The organism is Litoreibacter sp. JB4-2 (assembly GCF_055693445.1).
This window is the reverse complement of sequence record NZ_CM146334.1, coordinates 1492523-1512006: the sequence shown is the minus strand read 5'-3', so window position 1 is coordinate 1512006 and position 19484 is coordinate 1492523. Positions and strand designations below refer to the sequence as shown.

Annotated in this window: 20 protein-coding genes; 10 read left to right on the top strand and 10 right to left on the bottom strand. The window is 59.6% G+C overall.

The window, feature by feature from the left end:
- The first annotated feature begins 17 nt into the window (after nt 1-17).
- Together ACZ1G7_RS07545 and ACZ1G7_RS07540 are read left to right on the top strand one after the other, a co-directional pair.
- Complete coding sequence (locus tag ACZ1G7_RS07545) at nt 18-2036, top strand: M3 family metallopeptidase (protein ID WP_472663204.1); 2019 nt, start codon at nt 18-20, stop codon at nt 2034-2036.
- A gap of 158 nt (nt 2037-2194) precedes the next feature.
- Nucleotides 2195-3016: an inositol monophosphatase family protein gene (locus ACZ1G7_RS07540; RefSeq protein ID WP_472663203.1), complete on the top strand. Its 822-nt coding sequence runs from the start codon at nt 2195-2197 to the stop codon at nt 3014-3016.
- A 10-nt stretch (nt 3017-3026) separates the two neighbouring features.
- On the opposite strand, the gene ACZ1G7_RS07535 is transcribed toward ACZ1G7_RS07540, so the two are convergent.
- The gene (locus tag ACZ1G7_RS07535) at nt 3027-3506 is read right to left on the bottom strand and encodes an SH3 domain-containing protein (protein ID WP_472663201.1); all 480 of its coding nucleotides are present in this window, start codon (nt 3504-3506) and stop codon (nt 3027-3029) included.
- A 132-nt stretch (nt 3507-3638) separates the two neighbouring features.
- Here ACZ1G7_RS07535 and ACZ1G7_RS07530 point away from each other — a divergent pair, with 132 nt between their 5' ends.
- A complete protein-coding gene (locus ACZ1G7_RS07530; RefSeq protein WP_472663200.1) occupies nt 3639-4625 on the top strand; it encodes a 2-hydroxyacid dehydrogenase in 987 nt (328 codons plus the stop codon).
- Nucleotides 4626-4643: 18 nt separating this feature from the next.
- Here ACZ1G7_RS07530 and ACZ1G7_RS07525 read toward each other — a convergent pair whose 3' ends face one another.
- Nucleotides 4644-5456, bottom strand: a complete 813-nt coding sequence (locus ACZ1G7_RS07525) for a lytic murein transglycosylase (RefSeq protein WP_472663199.1) — start codon at nt 5454-5456, stop codon at nt 4644-4646.
- A gap of 197 nt (nt 5457-5653) precedes the next feature.
- On the opposite strand from ACZ1G7_RS07525, the gene ACZ1G7_RS07520 reads away from it, so the two are divergent.
- The 3 genes from ACZ1G7_RS07520 (at nt 5654) to ACZ1G7_RS07510 (ending at nt 9082) form a co-directional block, all read left to right on the top strand.
- Nucleotides 5654-6031 carry a hypothetical protein gene (locus ACZ1G7_RS07520; RefSeq protein WP_472663198.1) on the top strand — a complete coding sequence of 126 codons (378 nt, stop codon included), beginning with the start codon at nt 5654-5656 and terminating at the stop codon, nt 6029-6031.
- Between the two features lie 86 nt (nt 6032-6117).
- On the top strand, nt 6118-6471 hold the full coding sequence (locus tag ACZ1G7_RS07515; protein WP_472663197.1) for a hypothetical protein: 354 nt from the start codon (nt 6118-6120) through the stop codon (nt 6469-6471).
- Nucleotides 6472-6595: 124 nt separating this feature from the next.
- A complete protein-coding gene (locus ACZ1G7_RS07510) occupies nt 6596-9082 on the top strand; it encodes a GcvT family protein (protein ID WP_472663196.1) in 2487 nt (828 codons plus the stop codon).
- Here the strand turns inward: ACZ1G7_RS07510 and ACZ1G7_RS07505 are convergent.
- Genes ACZ1G7_RS07505 through ACZ1G7_RS07495 form a run of 3 tightly spaced genes read right to left on the bottom strand, consistent with a single transcriptional unit; the run spans nt 9079 to nt 11473 of the window.
- Nucleotides 9079-9432, bottom strand: a complete 354-nt coding sequence (locus ACZ1G7_RS07505; RefSeq protein ID WP_472663195.1) for a hypothetical protein — start codon at nt 9430-9432, stop codon at nt 9079-9081. The two genes, ACZ1G7_RS07510 and ACZ1G7_RS07505, sit on opposite strands and share 4 nt — an antisense overlap.
- 41 nt (nt 9433-9473) lie before the next feature.
- Nucleotides 9474-10544, bottom strand: coding sequence for an NAD(P)/FAD-dependent oxidoreductase (locus ACZ1G7_RS07500; protein WP_472663194.1), 1071 nt, complete (start codon nt 10542-10544; stop codon nt 9474-9476).
- Entirely contained in the window at nt 10541-11473 is a 933-nt protein-coding gene (locus ACZ1G7_RS07495; protein WP_472663193.1) for an aldo/keto reductase, read from the bottom strand. The genes ACZ1G7_RS07500 and ACZ1G7_RS07495 overlap by 4 nt, the downstream gene beginning before the upstream one ends.
- A 159-nt stretch (nt 11474-11632) precedes the next feature.
- Between ACZ1G7_RS07495 and ACZ1G7_RS07490 the strand changes: the two genes are divergently transcribed.
- Both ACZ1G7_RS07490 and ACZ1G7_RS07485 read left to right on the top strand, forming a co-directional pair.
- Nucleotides 11633-12232: an LptM family lipoprotein gene (locus ACZ1G7_RS07490; RefSeq protein ID WP_472663192.1), complete on the top strand. Its 600-nt coding sequence runs from the start codon at nt 11633-11635 to the stop codon at nt 12230-12232.
- A 191-nt stretch (nt 12233-12423) separates the two neighbouring features.
- Nucleotides 12424-13509, top strand: a complete 1086-nt coding sequence (locus ACZ1G7_RS07485; RefSeq protein ID WP_472663191.1) for a heme-binding protein — start codon at nt 12424-12426, stop codon at nt 13507-13509.
- 6 nt (nt 13510-13515) lie between these two features.
- Here the strand turns inward: ACZ1G7_RS07485 and ACZ1G7_RS07480 are convergent, their stop codons facing one another.
- The 4 genes from ACZ1G7_RS07480 to ACZ1G7_RS07465 are packed head-to-tail and all read right to left on the bottom strand — an operon-like array spanning nt 13516 to nt 17233.
- A complete protein-coding gene (locus ACZ1G7_RS07480) occupies nt 13516-13866 on the bottom strand; it encodes a hypothetical protein (RefSeq protein ID WP_472663190.1) in 351 nt (116 codons plus the stop codon).
- Between the two features lie 10 nt (nt 13867-13876).
- Nucleotides 13877-14491, bottom strand: coding sequence for a hypothetical protein (locus ACZ1G7_RS07475; protein ID WP_472663189.1), 615 nt, complete (start codon nt 14489-14491; stop codon nt 13877-13879).
- A 10-nt stretch (nt 14492-14501) separates the two neighbouring features.
- Nucleotides 14502-16766 carry a xanthine dehydrogenase family protein molybdopterin-binding subunit gene (locus ACZ1G7_RS07470; protein WP_472663188.1) on the bottom strand — a complete coding sequence of 755 codons (2265 nt, stop codon included), beginning with the start codon at nt 16764-16766 and terminating at the stop codon, nt 14502-14504.
- Between the two features lie 2 nt (nt 16767-16768).
- Nucleotides 16769-17233 (bottom strand): (2Fe-2S)-binding protein, encoded by a 465-nt coding sequence (locus tag ACZ1G7_RS07465; RefSeq protein ID WP_472663187.1) that lies wholly within the window; start codon nt 17231-17233, stop codon nt 16769-16771.
- Between the two features lie 109 nt (nt 17234-17342).
- Between ACZ1G7_RS07465 and ACZ1G7_RS07460 the strand changes: the two genes are divergently transcribed.
- Together ACZ1G7_RS07460 and ACZ1G7_RS07455 are read left to right on the top strand one after the other, a co-directional pair.
- The gene (locus tag ACZ1G7_RS07460) at nt 17343-17906 is read left to right on the top strand and encodes a TetR/AcrR family transcriptional regulator (RefSeq protein ID WP_472663186.1); all 564 of its coding nucleotides are present in this window, start codon (nt 17343-17345) and stop codon (nt 17904-17906) included.
- A gap of 150 nt (nt 17907-18056) precedes the next feature.
- Nucleotides 18057-18170, top strand: a complete 114-nt coding sequence (locus tag ACZ1G7_RS07455) for a helix-turn-helix domain-containing protein (protein WP_472663185.1) — start codon at nt 18057-18059, stop codon at nt 18168-18170.
- 209 nt (nt 18171-18379) lie between these two features.
- Here ACZ1G7_RS07455 and ACZ1G7_RS07450 read toward each other — a convergent pair whose 3' ends face one another.
- Nucleotides 18380-19465 (bottom strand): BMP family ABC transporter substrate-binding protein, encoded by a 1086-nt coding sequence (locus tag ACZ1G7_RS07450; RefSeq protein WP_472663184.1) that lies wholly within the window; start codon nt 19463-19465, stop codon nt 18380-18382.
- Between the last annotated feature and the right edge of the window lie 19 nt (nt 19466-19484).

The following is a 19484-nucleotide window of genomic DNA, read 5'->3' as shown; positions in this document are numbered from 1 at the left end:
GCGCAAAGGAGACATTGATGACGAACCCGCTTTTGGCCGACTGGGCCACACCGTTTGAGCTGCCTCCTTTTGACGCGATTTCCGATGATGATTTTGCCCCGGCCTTTGCGAAGGCACTGGATGCGGCGCGCGCGCAGCTGAACGCAATTGCGGGAAATGCCGCGGCGCCGACATTTGCTAATACAATCGATGCGCTCGCGCAGATGGGCGAGGCGATGGAAAAAACGCTCGCGCCGTTTTACCTGCTGGCCAGCGTCGACGCCAACCCTGCGCGCGAGGCTTTGATGCGTGACTTCTCCCCGAAACTCGCCGCTTGGGGGTCCGAGGTGATGATGAACCGCGCCTTGTTTGACCGGGTGGAACGCCTGTGGGAGGCGCGCGACACGCTGGGCCTGAGCGACGAGCAAAAGCGCGTTCTATACCTGCAGCGCCGCAGCTTTTTACGTGCCGGTGCGCAGTTGGAAGGCGCGCAATACGACCGGCTGAAAGAGATCAAGAACCGCCTTGCGGTGATTGGCACTGAATTTACCCAGAACCTGTTGGCCGATGAGCGCGATTGGTTCATGGAGATCGGTGCCGATGACCTGACGGGTCTGCCTGAGTTTGTTGTCGCCTCAGCCAAAACTGCCGCGCAGGAAAAGGGCGTCGATGACTATGTCATCACGCTGTCGCGCTCCCTGATCGTGCCGTTCTTGCAGTATTCGGACAGGCGGGATCTGCGCGAAAAAGCCTATGAAGCCTGGACCGCGCGCGGCGCGAATGGTGGCGCCACAGACAATCGCGACATTGCGCTAGAGACGCTACAATTGCGCCGCGAACGGGCGCAGCTTTTGGGCCATGACACGTTTGCGGACTATAAATTGGTCACCGAAATGGCCAAGACACCGCAAAACGTCCGGGATTTGTTGATGCAGGTCTGGGAACCGGCCAAAGCACAGGCCGAACTGGACGCGGGCAAACTGGAAGCGATGATGCATGAGGACGGCGTCAACGGCCGGCTTGAGCCTTGGGACTGGCGGTACTACTCGGAGAAACGGCGCGCGGTTGAACATGACCTCGATGAGGCGGCGCTGAAACCATATTTGCAGCTTGATACAATGATCGAAGCTGCATTTGATTGCGCCAATCGGTTGTTTAATCTTGATTTTACGCCGCTGGATATAAGCCTGCACCATCCCGATGCGCGCGCTTGGGAAGTGACGCGCGACGGTCAGCATATCGCGGTTTTCATCGGCGATTACTTTGCGCGTTCGGGCAAAAGGTCGGGCGCTTGGTGTTCGGCCCTGCGGGCGCAGCAAAAGCTGAAAGGCGACATCCGCCCGCATGTGATCAACGTCTGTAATTTTGCCAAGGGCGATCCGGCGCTGTTGTCCTATGATGACGCGCGGACCCTGTTTCATGAATTCGGCCATGCGCTGCATCAGATGCTGTCAGATGTGACCTATGAGATGATCTCAGGCACGTCCGTGCCGCGCGATTTTGTCGAGCTGCCCAGCCAGCTCTATGAGCATTGGCTTGAGGTCCCCGAGGTGCTGCAAAAGCACGCGCGCCATGTCGACACGGGCGAGGCGATGCCGGCTGACATGCTCGACAAGATGCTGAAGGCCGCGACCTATGATCAGGGGTTCGCGACCGTTGAATATGTGGCATCCGCGCTGGTCGATCTTGAGTTTCACAATGGCCCTGTCCCAGATGACATCATGGAGCGGCAGCGCGAGATTTTGGACGGGCTCGGTATGCCCCACGCGATCCGAATGCGGCATGCGACCCCGCATTTCGCCCATGTCTTTGCCGGAGACGGCTATTCGAGCGCCTATTATTCCTACATGTGGTCCGAGGTGATGGATGCGGACGCCTTTGAGGCGTTTGAAGAAGCAGGCGGCGCGTTTGACGCGGAAATGGCCGAAAAGCTGGAGGCGCATATTCTGTCGACCGGCGGCTCGCAAGAGGCCGACCAACTCTACACTGCGTTCCGGGGTAAGATGCCGGGCGTTGATGCGTTGCTCAAAGGTCGTGGGCTCGACAAAGTCGCATAGACCCACCGGTGCGCGCTTTCGCGCGCCCATGATTTTTGCGCTCGCCGCGCGTGCTGGCACCAGGTGACGCGCCGTTCGCCGTGATCATTCGTCAATTTTGCTTGAAATCTGTGACTGGCAATGCTTTGACGGCGATCTGACGCAGCGGCGGGGGACGCATGTTAACTGACGAGCATATCAGCGCGCTGATTGAACAAGTGCGCGCGACGTCCAAAGCTGAGATCATGCCGCATTTCCGTGCGCTGACCAGCCAACAGATTGATGCGAAATCTGCGCCTGATGACCTTGTGACCGTGGCCGACCGCGCCGCTGAAATGGCGTTGACGCAATCCATACATGAGCTGCTGCCCGAGGCGCAGATCGTGGGGGAGGAGGCCGTAGCGGCCGACAAATCCGTGCTGTCACGCGTCAAGGAACCCGGCCTTGTGGTCGTCATCGACCCGATTGACGGCACCTGGAATTACGCCAATGGCATCGCGACGTTCGGCGTCATTCTAGCAGTGATTGAAGACGGGAAAACAGTCTTCGGAATGCTGTACGACCCCAGTTTTGACGATTGGATCATGGCCGTGCGCGGGCAGGGCGCATTTTATTGCAAGGCGGATGGCTCACGCCAGCCGCTTGCGCTGCCGCCCCCACCCGAAACACTGGGTGATACGATGGGGTTCATCGGGTTGTACCTGTTCAGCAAGGATCGGCAGGCGGAGCTGGCGGCAACCCTACCAAGTTTCCGGCGCACGATGACGCTGCGTTGCTCATGCCACGAATACCGGCTGTTGGCGCAGGGCAATGCGCAGTTTTGCCTCAATGGCATGCTCAATGTCTGGGACCACGCCGCGGGTGTGCTGATTTATGAAGAGGCCGGTGGTGTCGCCCGGCTGCTTGATGGTCGCGCCTATGACCCTGCGATGCGCAAAGGCCATCTTTTGACGGCGGCATCTGAGCGGCTTTGGGAAGAGCTGGCGGAGTTGTTCGTCTAGAGCTTTGCGGCTACTGTCGCGTTTCACCGGGCATCATGCCCCAAAACGCGGCGCGTTCGATCCAGCCCTTTGAGCCTTCGACGCTGACGCGGCACCAGCCGTTTTCGCATTTGCCCAGCCGCGCGATCACGCCCGCTTCGGCATAGGCTTCAACCGGTGAGTTTGCATCTGGCTTGGCATAAAGCGGCGCCATATCGGTTTCGATCAACACCGTGCGCACGCCTGACAGCAATGTGTAGTGCACCCAGCCGCCTGCGCCTTCGCGGTCTTCGACCCGGCGCCAATGGCCGTGCTCGGCCACGACCTGCAGTGGCATGTTGCGGCGCGTAAACACCCAGTCAATCCGGTGCGACAGGGAGGGGCCGCGACGCACATTGCCTTCCGTTGCTTTCAGCGAAACGAAGCGCGGCATGGGCAGATTGGTGACAGGGCCGCGGTCGGCAAAGGCTGCGCCGCCGGCCAAAACTGCCGATATTGCCAAAGCAATCATTCCCGATCTCATAGTGAACCTGTCCGGTTTGAAGCGCCTGCTTTTATGTCGAACGGGGCTTATTGTTGCTTGCCCCTTTGTGCGTGATCTTGTCATCATGGGGGCAGGAAATCTACCCCGCAAGGAAGCGCCATGCCCAGACAGAAGCTGAGTGTTGTTGTCACGCGACGGTTGCCCAACGCCGTTGAGACCCGGATGAGTGAGCTGTTTGACCTGCGCCTGCGCGAAGATGATACCGCCATGAGCCGAGCAGAGCTGGCAGACGCCATGCAACAGGCCGATGTGTTGGTGCCAACGATCACCGACAAGATCGATGCGGGGCTGCTTGGGCAAGCCGGCGACAAGCTAAAGCTGATCGCCAATTACGGCGCGGGGGTCGACCATATCGACGTCGCCACGGCCCGGCTGCGCGGCATCCTGGTGTCGCACACGCCGGGTGCGACCACCGATGACACGGCAGATATGACCGTTGCATTGATACTGGCCGTAACACGGCGCATCCCCGAGGGTTTGCAGCTGATGCAATCGGGCGATTGGGAAGGCTGGTCGCCAACGGCGATGATGGGCGGGCGCATCGCCGGGCGGCGTTTGGGCATTTTGGGCATGGGACGCATCGGTCAGGCCGTCGCCCGCCGCGCCAAGGTTTTTGGCATGCAGGTGCATTACCACAACCGCACCCCGGTCCATGACGGTATCGCCGAAGAGCTGGAAGCCACCTATTGGGAAAGCCTGGATCAGATGCTGGCGCGCATGGACATCGTGTCGGTCAACTGCCCGCACACGCCTTCAACCTACCATTTGCTGAACGCACGCCGCTTGAAGTTGATGAAACCAAGCGCCGTGGTGGTCAACACCTCCCGTGGGGAGGTTATTGACGAGAATGCCATGACGCGGATGTTGCGCGCGGGTGAGTTGGCGGGCGCCGGGCTGGATGTGTTTGAGCATGGCAATGAAATCAACCCGCGTTTGCGCGATTTGGCCAATGTTGTCGCGCTGCCGCATATGGGGTCGGCCACCGAAGAAGGCCGGGTCGAGATGGGCGAGAAGGTCCTTCTCAACATCAAGACCTTTCAGGACGGACATCGCCCGCCCGATCAGGTCGTGCCGGGCATGCTTTAATTCAGCGCGCCGGAGCCGCTAGCGATCAATTGCTGCCGCCGACAATGCGATTGCCTGCTGATACACCGTCGCCGCGTTCCAGTCGTTCAACACGCGGAAATTGGCAGTGCCTTCCTGATAGGGCTGCCCGGGCTGCCAGCCTTTGGCACGCAGGAAATTCGCGGTCGAGGCGAGTGAATCCGCCAGATTGTAGAAATCGGCCCGCCCGTCGCCCGTCGCATCAACCCCGTAGCGCACGGCGTTGCCGGGGAGGAACTGGGTATGGCCCAGCTCGCCATGCGCGGCACCCCGTTGGCCGGGTGACAGAGTGCCCTTGTCGACCATGCTCAGGGCGGCAATCGCGTGCGGGGTGAAGAAATCGCTGCGGCGGCAGTCATAGGCCACGGTCAGGATGGAATCGACGACCGGCGTGTTGCCCATGTTGCGCCCGAAACCGGTTTCCATGCCGTGGATCGCCAGCAAGATTCCGGCTGGCACGCCGTATTTTGCTTCCAATGACTGGTAAAACGCGGCGTCGCGCGCCTTGCGTTTGCGGGCTTGCGCGGCAAACCCGTTGACAGATCCCAGCCGGATTTTAATGAACCGGTCGAGCGTGTATTTCACGCCCTTCTGGTTGCGGTCCGCAGCGATGGTGCTGCGCGAGTATTGCGCGCGCGCGAGGGCGTTCAGCCCCGCTTGTTTGACCCCGGCGGCAGCCGCTTCCTGGGCGAATTGCCCCTTCCATGCTTCAAACCCGCTTGATGTGTTGCCGCACTGTGCGGCGTGGGCTTGCACGGCGCCAAGACAGAGGCAAGCGGATAGCGCCAATTTACGTGTCTTCGAAAAATTCATTGATGTCCCCAGCGGCAGATGTGGCAGATCGCGGAAGCGTAAATCATTGCCGAGACTCCTCAAAGCCCTGCACGACCTTACCCCGCGCGCAGTGCCGTGAAAGGCACACACAGGTTTGCCCCGGCCATCTTTTTTTGAAAATGACGCAAATTTGCCTAAATCTGCTGCCACCTTGGCAACGTGTGAAGGAATTAAACATGATGCGTCGCATTTTGATCAACCTTGCTTTCGTGGTGCCAATGGGTGCTGTCGTGATGGGCGGCGCATTTTATATGCAGTTCCAACGTCAGCAGATTGAGGCGCAGGCAAGTGGCCAACCCGTGCTGAGCTTTGCCGCCTATTCGAAAGAAAAGTTCGGATTTCCTGTTGCTTCAGATCTTGAGGGCGCAGAGCAGCCAGTACTGGAAACGGTTGATGCGGCCCTTGTCAGTGCGCCGTCGTTCACCGACCGCCTGAAAGAGTTTTTTGGCGCAAAGCCCGAGCCAGAGGTCGAAGTGGAAGCCCCGCGCAGGCTGGTATGCCATATCCGCAAAGGCGCCAAGCACTGCTTCATGCCACCCGAAGAAGACGAATAAGTTGACGCAGCCGCGCGCAATGACGTCCTAAAACTGCCCCAATTAGTTGCTATTTTGACCTCGTATTAGGGTTGAAGGGACCATTTATGGCCGGCAAGTTTTTGATAATTCCACTTGTTCTGGGCATCGTGCTGATGGGCGGCGCGATGGGTGTAAGCCACCTGCAAGACAGTACGGGGGCCACTGTGAAGGCCGATGGGTTTACCGGGGACCCCGGTGCGACGGCCAAACCATCACTTCTGCAAACACAGCCACCAGTTGTTGACATGGCGCCACCTGCCTTGGGGCAACAATCAAACGAAAGCGGCTCGCTGCTTGCCAGCATAGCCAGCTTCTTGATCGCTGACGAGCAACCCGAAGCTGAGGAGTCGGACGGTTCCCAGAAAATGGAGTGCCGCACGCATCAGGGCTTCAAACGCTGTCGCTTCGTCGCGCAATAACGCAGCTAATCTGATACTTGGCGACAAGTGATGTCGCAATTTTACCGAATATGTCGGGCCATTCCCGTTTCGCTTTGCCAAAATAGGCCAAGAGAGGAAAGGACAGGTTCAGGGACATATTGCCATGAAAACTCACGTTAAAGCTCTGGTTGTTGGTGGCGGTGCCGTCGGAACCTCCATCGCGTATCATCTGGCCAAGGCGGGCTGGGACACGATGTTGTTGGAACGCGACGAGCTGACCTCTGGCTCAACATGGCATGCCGCTGGGCTGCTTCCGTACTTCAACATGAGCTATGCTACGACGCATATTCATGACTATTCGATCAAGTTTTACAAAACGCTCGAAGAAGAAACCGGTCTGAACGCGGGCTTTTCGATCTGCGGCAACCTGCGCATGGCCCAAACCAAAGAGCGGATGGACGAATATGCGCTCTATGGGGCGACGGCTGAATCGGTGGGCGTACCGTATGAATGGCTCACCGCCAAGGAAATCAAAGACCGCTGGCCGCTGATCCGCACCGAGGATCTGGAAGGCGCGATTTATCACCCGACCGACGGCTACATTAACCCCGCTGATGTCACCATGGCCATGGCCAAGGGCGCGCGTCAGCACGGGGCCGTTATTGAGCGGAAATGGCAGGTCGACGGATACGAGTGGACCGGCTCTGAATGGCGCGTCACCGTCACCAAAATGGTGGAGAAGGGCGGCAATCTGGTGCCGTCGGACGAGCAAACCGTGATCACCGCAGAACACGTTGTCACCGCCACTGGCAACCACGCGCAGCGCACCGCAGAGCTGCTGAAAATCAAAATCCCGGCCATCCCCGTCGAGCACCAGTTCATCGTAATGGAGCAGGACCCGGCGCTGGTGGAATGGCGCAAGAACAACCCTGAACACCCAGTGATCCGCGATGCCGATGCCCAAAGCTATGTGCGCGAGGAACGTGGCGGCTGGATTCTTGGCGTTTATGAAAAAAACGCGCCTGCGCGGTTTGAATACGGCGTACCTGACAGTTTCCGGGCCGATCTCTTCCAGCTCGATCTGGAACGGATCGAGGCGCAATATATGGCGATGATCCACCGCATCCCGTCCTGCGAAACCTGCGGTCTTAAAGATGATTTCAACGGCCCGATTTGCTACACGCCTGACGGCAACCCGCTTGTCGGTCCCGCGCCGGGCTTGCGCAATATGTGGCTGGCGGAAGGGTTCTCCTTCGGGATCACCGCCGCCGGTGGCACCGGGCATTATCTGGCGCAAATGATGGTCGAAGGCGAGGCGGAGATCGACATGGCCTCCCTCGATCCGAAACGCTACGGCAGTTGGATGACGACGGAATATGCGGCGCGCAAGAATGAAGAGTGCTACGACCACGTCTACATCCTGCATCACCCCGACGAGGAACGCCCGGCAGCGCGGCCTTTGCGCACATCGCCTGCCTATGACCGTCAGGCCGCGCGTGGTGCGCAGTTTGGTCAGGTAAACGGTTGGGAGCGCCCGAACTACTACGCGCCCGAAGGGTTCAGCGATCATGACAGCCGGTCCTTTCGCCGTGGCGGTTGGTGGCAATACGCGGTTGAAGAAGCAAAAGCGATCCGCGAAGGCGTCGGCCTGATCGACGCCACAGCCTTCACCAAACATCGCATCACCGGCCCCGGCGCGACCGCGTTTCTGGACTGGTTCACCACCAACAAACTGCCGCGCGTGGGCCGCATCAACCTGACCTACGCGCTGACGGCGGCGGGGACAACGCGGACCGAATACACGATCGTGCGCAATGGTGAGAACGACTATTACCTCGTCTCCGCAGGTGCGTGGACGGCTTATGATCAGGATTACCTGTACAAAGCGATCGAGGACAAAGAGCCAAAATTCGGGCGGATCAACGAAGAAGAGGTCACAACCCAATGGGGTGTCTTCGCAATTGCCGGCCCCAAGTCGCGCGACGTTTTGCAGTCAATCATCAAGGATGCTGACCCAGACACCGCCCTGTCGAACAAACGCTTCCCCTGGTTGTCGGCGAAGCGAATTGAGCTTGGTATGTGCCCCGTCAACGCCATCCGCGTGGCCTATACGGGTGAGCTCGGCTGGGAACTGCACCACCCGATTGAGATGCAGAACTACCTGTTCGATCTACTCGAAAAAGCAGGGGAGCCGCATGGCATGAAGCTTGTTGGCGCGCGGGCGCAAAACTGGCTGCGTCAGGAGAAGTCATACCGCGCCTTCGGCACCGAGCTTGGCCGCGACGCAACCCCGCTTGAAGCTGATCTGCCCCGGTTCGTTGACCTTGAAAAAGACTTCCATGGCAAGGAAGCAATGCAGGCTCTGGGCATCCGCGCGCAATGCGTGACGCTTCTGATTGACGGACCTGCCGACGCCGATCCGTGGGGGCGCGAGGCGCTTTATGATGGCGACACGAAAGTGGGTCGTCTGACATCGGGTGGCTATTCGGTGGCTTTTGGAAAGAGCATCGGTATGGGCTATGTTCCGCCCGCGCTCGCCAAGCCGGGCACCAAGCTGAAAGTGCGGATGCTGCGCGAATTGTGGGACGCGGAAGTCGTTGAAGACAGCCCATATGATCCCAAGAACGCGGCCATTCGGCTGGACGGCTAACGCTTCTTCTTTTTCCCGCGTTTGTGCCGCCAAACATCGATCCGGCGGCGCCCCCTGATCATCGCGGCAGATAGCGGCGCGCGCAAAAGGGGCAGGTCCACGGCAAGCAAAAGCAGCCCCAAAGGCAGCATCCAAAGGCCCAGTATCGGTAGAAATGACAGCAGCCCGCCGGTGATGAACAGCAATGCCAGTGGCAGCCGTATGATCCACCAGCCCCGCGCCCGGACGGCTGTGAGCGGTCGCTTGAGCCAAGGGAGCTGCATTTCAATCGCGCGAAACTGGCGTTCAAATCGCGCACGAATGCGCGCTCTGCGCTGCTCGGCCGGGGTCATATCAGGTTCAAGCGTCATTCCTGCCCAATTAAGCAGCATTGAGCGCTAAAACAATGCGCTTACGAAAAGCGGGCAGGGGTCAGTGCAAATTTGATGCTGTCATCGAACTGGGATGCGGTCCCGTCGGAAATATCCGCCAGAAGCTGGCTTGCGGCAGGCGCGGTTTGAAATCCGTAGCCGCCTTGCCCGGCAAACCACAGAAAGTCGGGAACCAACGGGTCGGGCCCGATGACCAATGCCCGGTCTGGCGCAAAGCTGCGCAGCCCCGCCCAAGTGGTTTCGGGCCGCGTGACGGGTTCGGTCACCATCGCCTCGTAGCGCGCCAAGCCTTCGGCCAAAACCATATCATCGGCATAGGCGTCATGCGGGTCCATCGGATCCTCCTCAGACGGGGAGACCAGCATTTTCCCGGCGGAAGGTTTGGCGTACCAGGCTTCGCCGACTGCATCCAAGAAGGGCCAACCCGTCATATCATGCCCACCGGGCGCGGCGAGCTGCGCGAAGGATCTGCGGTATGGTTGCAGTCCGATGGGTCTGATCCCGGCCAATTCCGCGACCTGATCCGCCCATGCCCCGGCGGCGTTGACCAGTCGTGCCGCGGTGAAGGTTTGGTCACGCGTTTTGACGACCCAAGATTGCGCCGTCCGCGTGATGTGTTCCACCTTGGCGTTCGTGACGATCTTTGCGCCGTTGGCGCGCGCGTCTTTGACAAACCCTTGCAGCATCAGATCGGTGTCGAGGTCGTAAATGTCTTCTCGATACGCGGCGAAGCCAACGGTTTCGGTGTTTAGGATCGGGAAACGCGCCTGCGCATCCGCAATTGAGATCTGCTCCATATTGAAGCTTGGAAATTCCGTCTCAAACAGCGCGCGTTTGTTGTGCCCGGCCACCAGCATCATCGCGCGGGGCGTGAGCAACCCTGCTCTTTGAAGGTAATCGGTTGAGGCATAATTCAGCGCGCGCACCACGTCGTTGCCATAGTCGCGCAGAAAGATCGCGGCGGAGCGGCCCGTGGCATGATAGCCCAGCGCCGTTTCGGCCTCCAACACAGTGACGGAGCCTAGCTGCGACAGCCGCGCCGCTGCCGAAATGCCCGCTATCCCGCCGCCTATGACCAGAAAATCAATCACACCTCTTCAAGCCGGTCGGTGGCCGGTGGCGGGGTTTGGCTGAGCGCGGACATCGCTGCGTAGATCTCATCCGTCATGGCGAAGTCCAACGCACCAAGCGACGGTTTAAGTTGCTCGACCGAGCGGGCCGAGATGATCGGCGCGGTGATGCCGGGGTTATGCGCAACCCATGCGACGGCCAGCGTGGCTGCACTGGTCCCATATTTTTGGGCCAATTCTGGCAAAGCGGCGGCCGTTTCATGCATCCAGGCCACATCGTAGCGGTTGGTGTACATGTCGACATCCTTTAGCCGCCCGCCGGCACCGCCCGCGTATTTGCCCGTCAAAAGACCACCGCCCAATGGGGAATACGGCACGACGGCCACGTCCTGATCGACGCAGGCGGGAATAATCTCCACCTCAGCCTGACGTTTGACGAGGTTGTACATCGGTTGCAGCACGTCGATTTTCAGATCGAACGTGGCGGCGACCTGACAGGCTTTCACCACTTGCCAGGCGGCGAAATTTGACACGCCAATGTAGCGGATTTTGCCTTGCTGCTTCAGCGTGGCGAAGCCTTCCATGCTGCTCTCAAGCGGCGTGTCGTCGTCGAACCGGTGCAGGTAAAGCAGATCGACGCTGTCCATTTGCAGCCGATCCAGACTGGTGGCGAGGCTGGATTGAACGACAGCGGCGGATGAGGGCTGATCCTGCGCGACTTTCGTTGCGATGATCACATCCTCCAGCTCATGGGCTGCCTGTTTGCCCAGAAACTGCTCAGACACGCCGCCATTATAGACATAGGCAGTGTCGAAGAAATTGATGCCCGCCGCGCGGGACGCATCGTAAAGCGCTTGCGACGCGGCCTCATCGGCATTGCTGCCATATTGCATAGTGCCGAAACAATAGGGCGAAGCGGGGCTGCCGGAGCGCGTGAAAAGCTGTGTCATGGGGGCGATGGTGGCAGAGCTTTGAGGCGGCGAAAAGCCCTGAATTGCGGCGCGCGACCTGTGGCGCGTCTGCACCCACGGCGGCGTGATCGTCCGCGCTGCTCGACAGGTGGCGGGGCGCGTTGTAACGCTGAATTAGGGAACAGGGGACCGACCACTATGCGCCGCGCTATTCGTCACATCTTTGCGTTGTCTTTCATGCTGTTGGTCGCGGCCTGCGGCGGCACGCCGCGCGATGATGGTGCTGCCCAAAAGGCGCAGCTACAAAACGAGCGCGCGCTTGGGGCCGCAATTCTGGCTTTGGGCGCCGGTGTTGATCCCGGTGAGGCGCAACGCGCGGCCCAGATCGCCTACCGCCACACCGCGCAACTGGCGCGCGACTATGAAATTGTGGATGGCCCGATCATCCACAACATCAAGGTCAATCGCGGCACCAAGCCACGCGGGCTGTGCTGGCATTGGGCTGAGGATATGGAGACACGCCTGAAAGCCGAAGGTTTTGAGACCCTTCAAATGCATCGCGCCATTGCCAATTTCGACAATTGGAAGCTGGAACATTCCACCGCCATCATAAGCGCGAAGGGCGCGGGCATGTATGACGGCATCGTGCTGGACCCGTGGCGCAAGGGCGGGGTATTATTCTGGGACGGCGTGCGCGATGATACGCGCTACAACTGGACCCCCCGGCAAGAAGTGTTCGATTGGAAACGCGAACGCGGGCTATTGACCGTGCGTTATGTTGAGGCTGCGGGTGGCTAGGTCGGGCCTGCCGGTCGCCAAATCCTTCCAATCGACGCTCAGCTTAAAGTCAAAGATCCGTTAAATCGCAGTCATTTTTGGGTTAAATCAGCCATTCGCGCGGGGCCGATTTTGATTTTTGCTGTGAGATCCGCTAATCAGATCTTATTTGAAGACGACTATTTTTATTATGAATTGTTTGGAGATTACCAATGGCTCTTCACGACCAATCCCGAGATATGTCTGCTGAAAAACGCTATATTGGCCCGGCCTCAACCGGAATGGAGGTGCTTGGCCCGCTGCGCAATTTGCCAGGTCTTTGGCACAGCCGGGGGCGCGGCTGGAACATGATCGCGCTACCAGTGGCGCCTTCGCTGACGAATGGCAGCTCGCCTGCACCATTCCGCGTTTTGATGAACCAATATAGCGAGAACCTGAAGTTCACGACCGTTGATACGAAAGTGCCCAACCGCGGTGTCTCATTCGGTCCGGGTGGCATTAACGACGCGACGCAGTTTGTCGTCACCCTTGATTATGAGCAGACCGTCGCACAAGACGTTGCTGATGATTTTCCAAAGACGACGCCAGATCTGGCGGGTGGCGCGGGGCTGGGTATTCACCATGAGCCCGGCCTCTGGCTGAACATGACTAACCAAAAGACCGACAATATCGACATTGCGCGGCTGGCCAATGTCCCGCATGGCAATTCGGTTTTAGCGATGGGGACCAGCGACCATTACGAGGGCGGCGCCAAAGAGATCTTCCCGCTCAATGGCGCGATCCCCGTGACGCCCGGTGTGGCGATTGGGCGGTTGACGGATGAATTCGACAGCGATCCCTATATGGCCCCCTACCGTCACTACATTGACAATCCGTTTTTCGGGAATGTGCCCACCAGTGTTCCGGGTTTCCCAGGCTTCAGCCCTGCCGATATGAACGCAATCTTGCGGTTTGGTCATGGCGATGGATCAGACGTGGCCAGCACCACGCAACTAACCGTGGACAGCACCATTGAGCGCGGGGGCGTCTCCAATATTCCATTCATCGAAAAGCAGGCCGATGCGGCCAGCATGAGCTCGACCTTCTGGGTTCAGGAGATGAAGGAGAAAGAGACCGAGGGCGACCGCAAAGGTCTGCCGAAGCTGCGCCTGCTCTATACACAAACGGTTATGCTCGACTTCTTCGCGCCGCGCCGCGACGGGTTGCCGGGCAAAATCGAATGGCCGCATATCTCGATCAATATGCTCGACAAGCTTAGCGACGATCCGGGCGCGAAGACGCCTGATTTGCAGGCCTAGGGTCTGCTACTCCGCCGGGGCGGGTTGGTTGTGCCACAAAACTGCGAAGAGCGCGGCCACGGCCAGCCAATCCGCCACGGCGATACCCGCCATGACCAATCCGAACACCTGGTTCGGGTTCCATATTTGCGCAATGGCAAAGCAACTGCCGATCATCAGCAGCACGAAGCTGAGATAAGCCAACCAACGCCAACTGCGCAGCAGCCCATATGTGATCGCGAGGTAAAGCAGCCCGACCGGGATCAGAATAGTCGTCCCGGCTGCAAAACCTGCGGCCACAGGTGCCGCAATATGGAGCAAAGCGCTGATAGCGACAAACAGGGCGGCGGCGCGGAATGGGCCTTGGACATCAATCATGGGCGGGCTCCTATTCGCTCGGGTCGGCGGCGCAAGGGAAGCCGGCGACGCCCCAAATTAGCAGGTCATTGACGTGCTCTTGCAGGCTGTAGGGGGCGGGTTCACGGGTGCCGCCGGGGTTCCACGCCCAATGCAGAATGACATCATGATCAAGGTGGCTGGCCAGCTCAAGCAAGTCGCGGTCGCCGTTGCGTTCAGGGTCGCGCAGCTGTTGGCAGATATAGGCGGCGTCCTTGCCGAACCACTCTGCCTCCACCGGGGCAAGTTGCCAATCGGCGGCCACCTGCGGGGCGGCATGGGGCGCGTCATTGGTTGTGTCGCGATAGGCGTGGCAGGTAGAACAGAGCAAGGTTTCAGCCCCGATACGGCTTTCGCCCGCGTTGATATGCATGCCATGCGGTCGGGTTTTGCCATAGGACGGCCCCGACCACATCGGACGGTTATCGGCGCCGACATGGCAGTTGGAGCAGCGCGGATGCGACGTGACCTCAAAGATGCGCGCGAACGCATCCAGCCCCTCGGCCCGGGTCGCGCTGTCGGGCGGGGAGATGTCAACAGTGCCCTCCGCCGCCCAGACGGGTGCGGCAAGGCTGATGCAGATTGCTGCTAGGGAAAGAGTTTTCATCACGCAGCCCCTAGACGAAGTCGACGAATTTGTTGAACGGCATTTCGCGCAGCCGTGTGCCGGTCGCGGCAAATATCGCATTGCCCAAAGCAGCCGCTGCGGGCGGGACCGCCGGTTCCCCGATGCCGCGAATGCGCTTTGCATTCTCCAATACCTTCAGCTCAAAAACCGGGGTTTGGTACAGCCGCAACCCTTCATAGGCGTGGTAATTGTTTTGTGTGGGCTGGTAATCTTCATATGTCAGCTCTGCGTTCATGGCATGGCCCAGCCCGAATATCATGCCGCCAAAAAGCTGCGCTTCCAGATTGACCGGGTCCAAAATGGTGCCAACGTCGGCCGCGATATAAGCCTTGTCGAGCCGGAGGCCCGCTTCGGTCTGGGTGACCTCGATCACCTGTGCGCAGGGCACGCCAAATGACATTGTAAACGACACACCACGTCCGCGACCCGGGCCCATATCTGGCCCGTCCCAGCCGGACATCTCGCCGACAGCTTCCATCACTTTGCGGCTTTCATCGTGCAGGCATAGCCGGATGCGTTCTTCCAGCGGGTCGGCGCCCGCCTCATGGATCAGCTCATCCAGAAACGTGTCGTGGAAGAACCCGTTGCTGGAAGCCCCGACAGACCGCCAGGACGACACCGGCACCAGATTGGGCGCGCGGTAGCCCGTGACCCGGTAATTTGGGATCGCAAAGGGTTGGTCCCAGGAGCCCGTTGTGATTGTCGCATCGGGTCCTGGTAGCACCAGACCGGTAAGCCGCCCCATCCAAGGGCCAGCAAGGCCCTGTTGCGCGACAGAGATATCGAAGGTTTCAACCTGCCCGTCTTTGACCGTCCCGCGCCCGCGCATCAGCGCGGCAGGGCGGGGGTAGTCATGGGTCATGTCTTCTTCGCGCGACCAGGTGAGCTTGATCGGGGTGCCGGGCATGGCTTGCGCGACTTCGATGGCCTGCTCGACATGGGTCATCTCAAGACGGTGCCCGAAGCTGCCGCCCATGGGTTCGACATGGATATGTACATCCGCGGCGTCGACGCCCGTGATCTGGGCCGCGCGGTCGCGGATGAAAAGCGGGATTTGGGTGCCGGTCCAGATGTCTACGCGGGTCGCGTCGACCTTTACGACAGCGTTCATCGGCTCCAGCGGGGCATGCGCAAGGAAGGGCACGCGGTATTCGGCCTCAAATGCGCCGCCTTCGGCAAGGGCTGCGTCAACGTCGCCCTCATCGCGTTGCCGGTGGTCGAAATTGGCCTCGGTGTCGACGCTTTCTGAAAGCAATGCCCACATCTCATCTGAGCTGGCCGGATAGTCGGGCGTGCCCCAAACGCAATCAATCGCGTCGACGGCTTGGAACGCGTACCAGCTATTGCTTGCGATCACGGCGACGCCAGGGTTGCCGGATTTGACCTCGACGATCTTTTCAACGCCGCGCATGGTTTCGGCCACGGAGGCGTCGTAGCTTTCGAGCGCGCCGCCGATGCCGGGGTTGGCGCAGATTGCGGCATAGCGCATGCCGTCCATGACCAGGTCGATGCCGTAGACCTCAGTGCCGGTGGATTTAGCGACCATATCGGTCCTTTGGACCGGTTTGCCCAATCGGCGCCATTGCGAGGATGGGCGCAGGTCCGTTTCCGAAAGGGCAATCGGGTCAAGGCGCGCGGCGTCAGCCGCCAGATCGGTATAGGCGATGGTGCTGCCATCCGGGGTGCGGACGGTGCCATTTTCGGTGCTGAGATCGCCGCGCGGAACGCCAAGGCGCTGTGCTGCGGCCTCTTTCAAGGTTTCGCGCGCGACAGCACCTGCGAGACGCAGTTTGGTGAATTGGTCGGGCACCGTTGAGGAGCCGCCGGTCATTTGCATGCTGAAAAGTTTTGCGGGCACCGACATGAACGCCCGCGCGGTTTCGGCCATGGGGGTGTCCACATAGGCCGGGATCGGAACACCTTCACCAAGAACGGCGCCGTTGTAATAGGCGGGACCGGGTGTGCCCGGCGTGATCACAGCCTGCGACGGGTCAATATCGAGCTCCTCGGCGATCAGGTTGGCCTGTATCGAATAAGCGCCTTGCCCGCTATCGGCACGCGGCGTGATCAGGATGATGCCGTCGGACGAAATTTTAACATACGGGTTGAAGGCGGCCTCACCCTCCGCCAGATCGTCCAGAAGTGGGTTTGCGGCTGGTCGGGCTGCCATATAGGTGCCGAACGCGACGCCCCCGAAAATCGCGGCAGAACCGATCAGAAAGCCGCGACGGGCGATTGTTTTTGCAGCGCCCATGATCAAGCCTCCCGCAATTTGGCGGCGGCGCTGTGTATCGCTGCCCGAATACGTGGGTATGTGCCGCAGCGGCATAGATTGCCGCTCATGACCGCGTCGATTGTGGCATCGTCGGGGTCATCATTCAGATCAAGCAGGTTTGCCGCCTGCATGATTTGCCCCGATTGGCAGTAGCCACATTGCGCGACCTGATGTTCGACCCAGGCCTGCTGCACCGCGTGCAATGCGCCGGGCTGGCCCAACCCTTCGATTGTGGTGACCTCCGCGCCGTCTTCCATACTGCCGACGGCCAACTGACAGCTGCGCACTGCCAACCCGTCAACATGCACGGTGCACGCACCGCATTGGGCGATGCCGCAGCCATATTTGGGGCCGGTGATGTTCAGCTCGTCGCGCAAAACCCACAGAAGTGGCATGTCGGGGTCGACATCTATTTGCTTTTGTTGGCCGTTGACATTTAACTTCATGGAGGCCTCCGGGCGGGTATGCTGGGGATGGAATGACGAAGATTTTGGACAAAATAGACCTATGGGTACATAATGTCCAAAATAAACTGAATAGCAAGTCGAAACTACTATGCGCAGCACCAAAGAAGACCTGATCCTGCACGCTGCGAATAAGCTTTTCGCAGATCATGGTTTCGAGAAGACCACCATGAACGACATCGCGCGTGAGGCAGGTGTTGCGCGTCAAACCGTCTACAACCGCTTTGACAGCAAGGACGCCATCTTTCTGGCTTTGGTGCAGATGCATGTGGCCGCGCTGCGTGGTGCATTGAAGGCGGGATGGGCGGCTGCTGACAGCTTTGAAGACTATCTCGATACGTTTTTGCGTATCGTCCCGATTGCGTGGTTTGATCAGGCTTCAGATTTTTCGGACCCGGGCGAGATGATTGACCGGCTGCACCGCGTCGCCAACGAGGAGCTGCAGCTCTTTGCGGAGGACTCGATTGCAGCCATCGCGGAACGTTTGGCAGGATATGCGGTGTTTGAAGGGCCGGGGCTGGACCGCTACGCCTTCGCGGCCAATCTGTACTGGAGCTTCGTGAATGCCAAATACGGTGCGCCAAGTCGGGAGGCCTTCATGACGCGGATCGAAACTACCCGCACCATGGCCCTGATGGTGCTTGGCGAAGGTTAGTGCTGACGGGTAATGCGCAAGCTGCCCAGTCGTGCGAGCCCTGCAAGGGCGCAGCTGCGAGCGTGGGGGGGCGTAAAAGTCAGCCAAGATTGTTTGTAAGGGCGGTTTCTATCTGGTCGGATGGATGTTGGCCGAGCCGATTGGCACTAAGTGAAAAACCCATGCCTTCGCAAGACCGGCTCCGAGCGCGGTATCCGCTTTGCGACTTTGGTGAAAATTTGTGAGGTGCTGAACTGTCAGTTCGGAGAGATCCTGGAGATTTAGGTAGGCAATGAGTAAGGTTTTGCGCCGCGGCTTTGCCGCGTCGCGACGCTGGGGAGGCTCTGCCTCCCCAGACCCCACCGGAATATTTTTGAAACAATGAAGGGGGAGGGTGCGGTGCCTGCTTGGAGGTCTGTGCAAAGCAAAAGCTGTCCAAAACAAAAAAGGCCCGCGTGAGATGCGGGCCTTTTGTTGTGTCTATGAACCTCGGATCAGTTCGGGATTTCGGCTGTCAGGCCTTCGACATAGAATCCCATGCCGGCCAGATCGCCGTCGCTTGCGGTCTCACCCTCTGCCAACCAGGGGGTGCCGTCTTGCTTGTTCAACGGGCCGGTAAAGGCGTGGTAGGAGCCGTCTGCCAATGCGTCTTTCATGGCCAGTGCTTCAGCCTTCACATCGGCAGGCACAGCGTCCGAGATTTCGCCAATCGCGACCATGCCTGGGCCGATACCGTCCCATGTGTCCATGCTTTCCCAAGTGCCGTCCATCACCGCGCCCACGCGGGCGATGTAGTAAGGCGCCCAGTCATCAATGATGGAAGACACGCGCGGCAGCGGGGCGTATTCGCCCATATCGGAAGCCTGACCAAAGGTGATCACGCCTTCCGCTTTTTGCGCGGCGGCTTGAGGCGCGGTGGAATCCGTGTGTTGCAGGATCACGTCGGCGCCTTGTTCGATCAGCGCAGTTGCGGCGTCGGCTTCTTTGGCCGGGTCGAACCATGTGTAGGCCCAGATGATATTGAACTCGACATCCGGGTTAACCTTCTTGGCGTGGATATAGGCGGAGTTAATGCCGCGAATAACCTCTGGGATCGGGAAGGAGGCGATGTAGCCGATCTTGTTGGTCTTGGTCATCTTGCCCGCGATGTGGCCTTGAATGGCGCGGCCCTCATAGAAGCGGGCCGAGTAGGTCGACACGTTCGGGTGCTCGCGCTTGTAGCCCGTGGCATGTTCGAATTTCACATCCGGGAATTTGGCGGCGACCGCGTTGGTCGGGTCCATGTAGCCAAAGGAGGTGGTGAAGATGATGTCGGCGCCTTGCAGGGCCATTTGGGTGATTGCACGTTCGGCATCTGCGCCTTCTGGCACGTTTTCCTGGTAAACGGTTTCGACCTTGGCGCCGTATTCGGCTTCAACGGCCAAACGGCCTTTGTCATGCTCATAGGTCCAGCCGCCGTCGCCGATGGGGCCGACATAGATGAAGCCAACCTTGGTTTTGGCGTGGCCGTCGGCGAATGCGCCGCCAGCGGTCAGGGCCAGTGCGGCGGCGCCGGCTGCGAGTAGTGATCTGCGTTTCATTGGAATCTCCCCAGTTTGG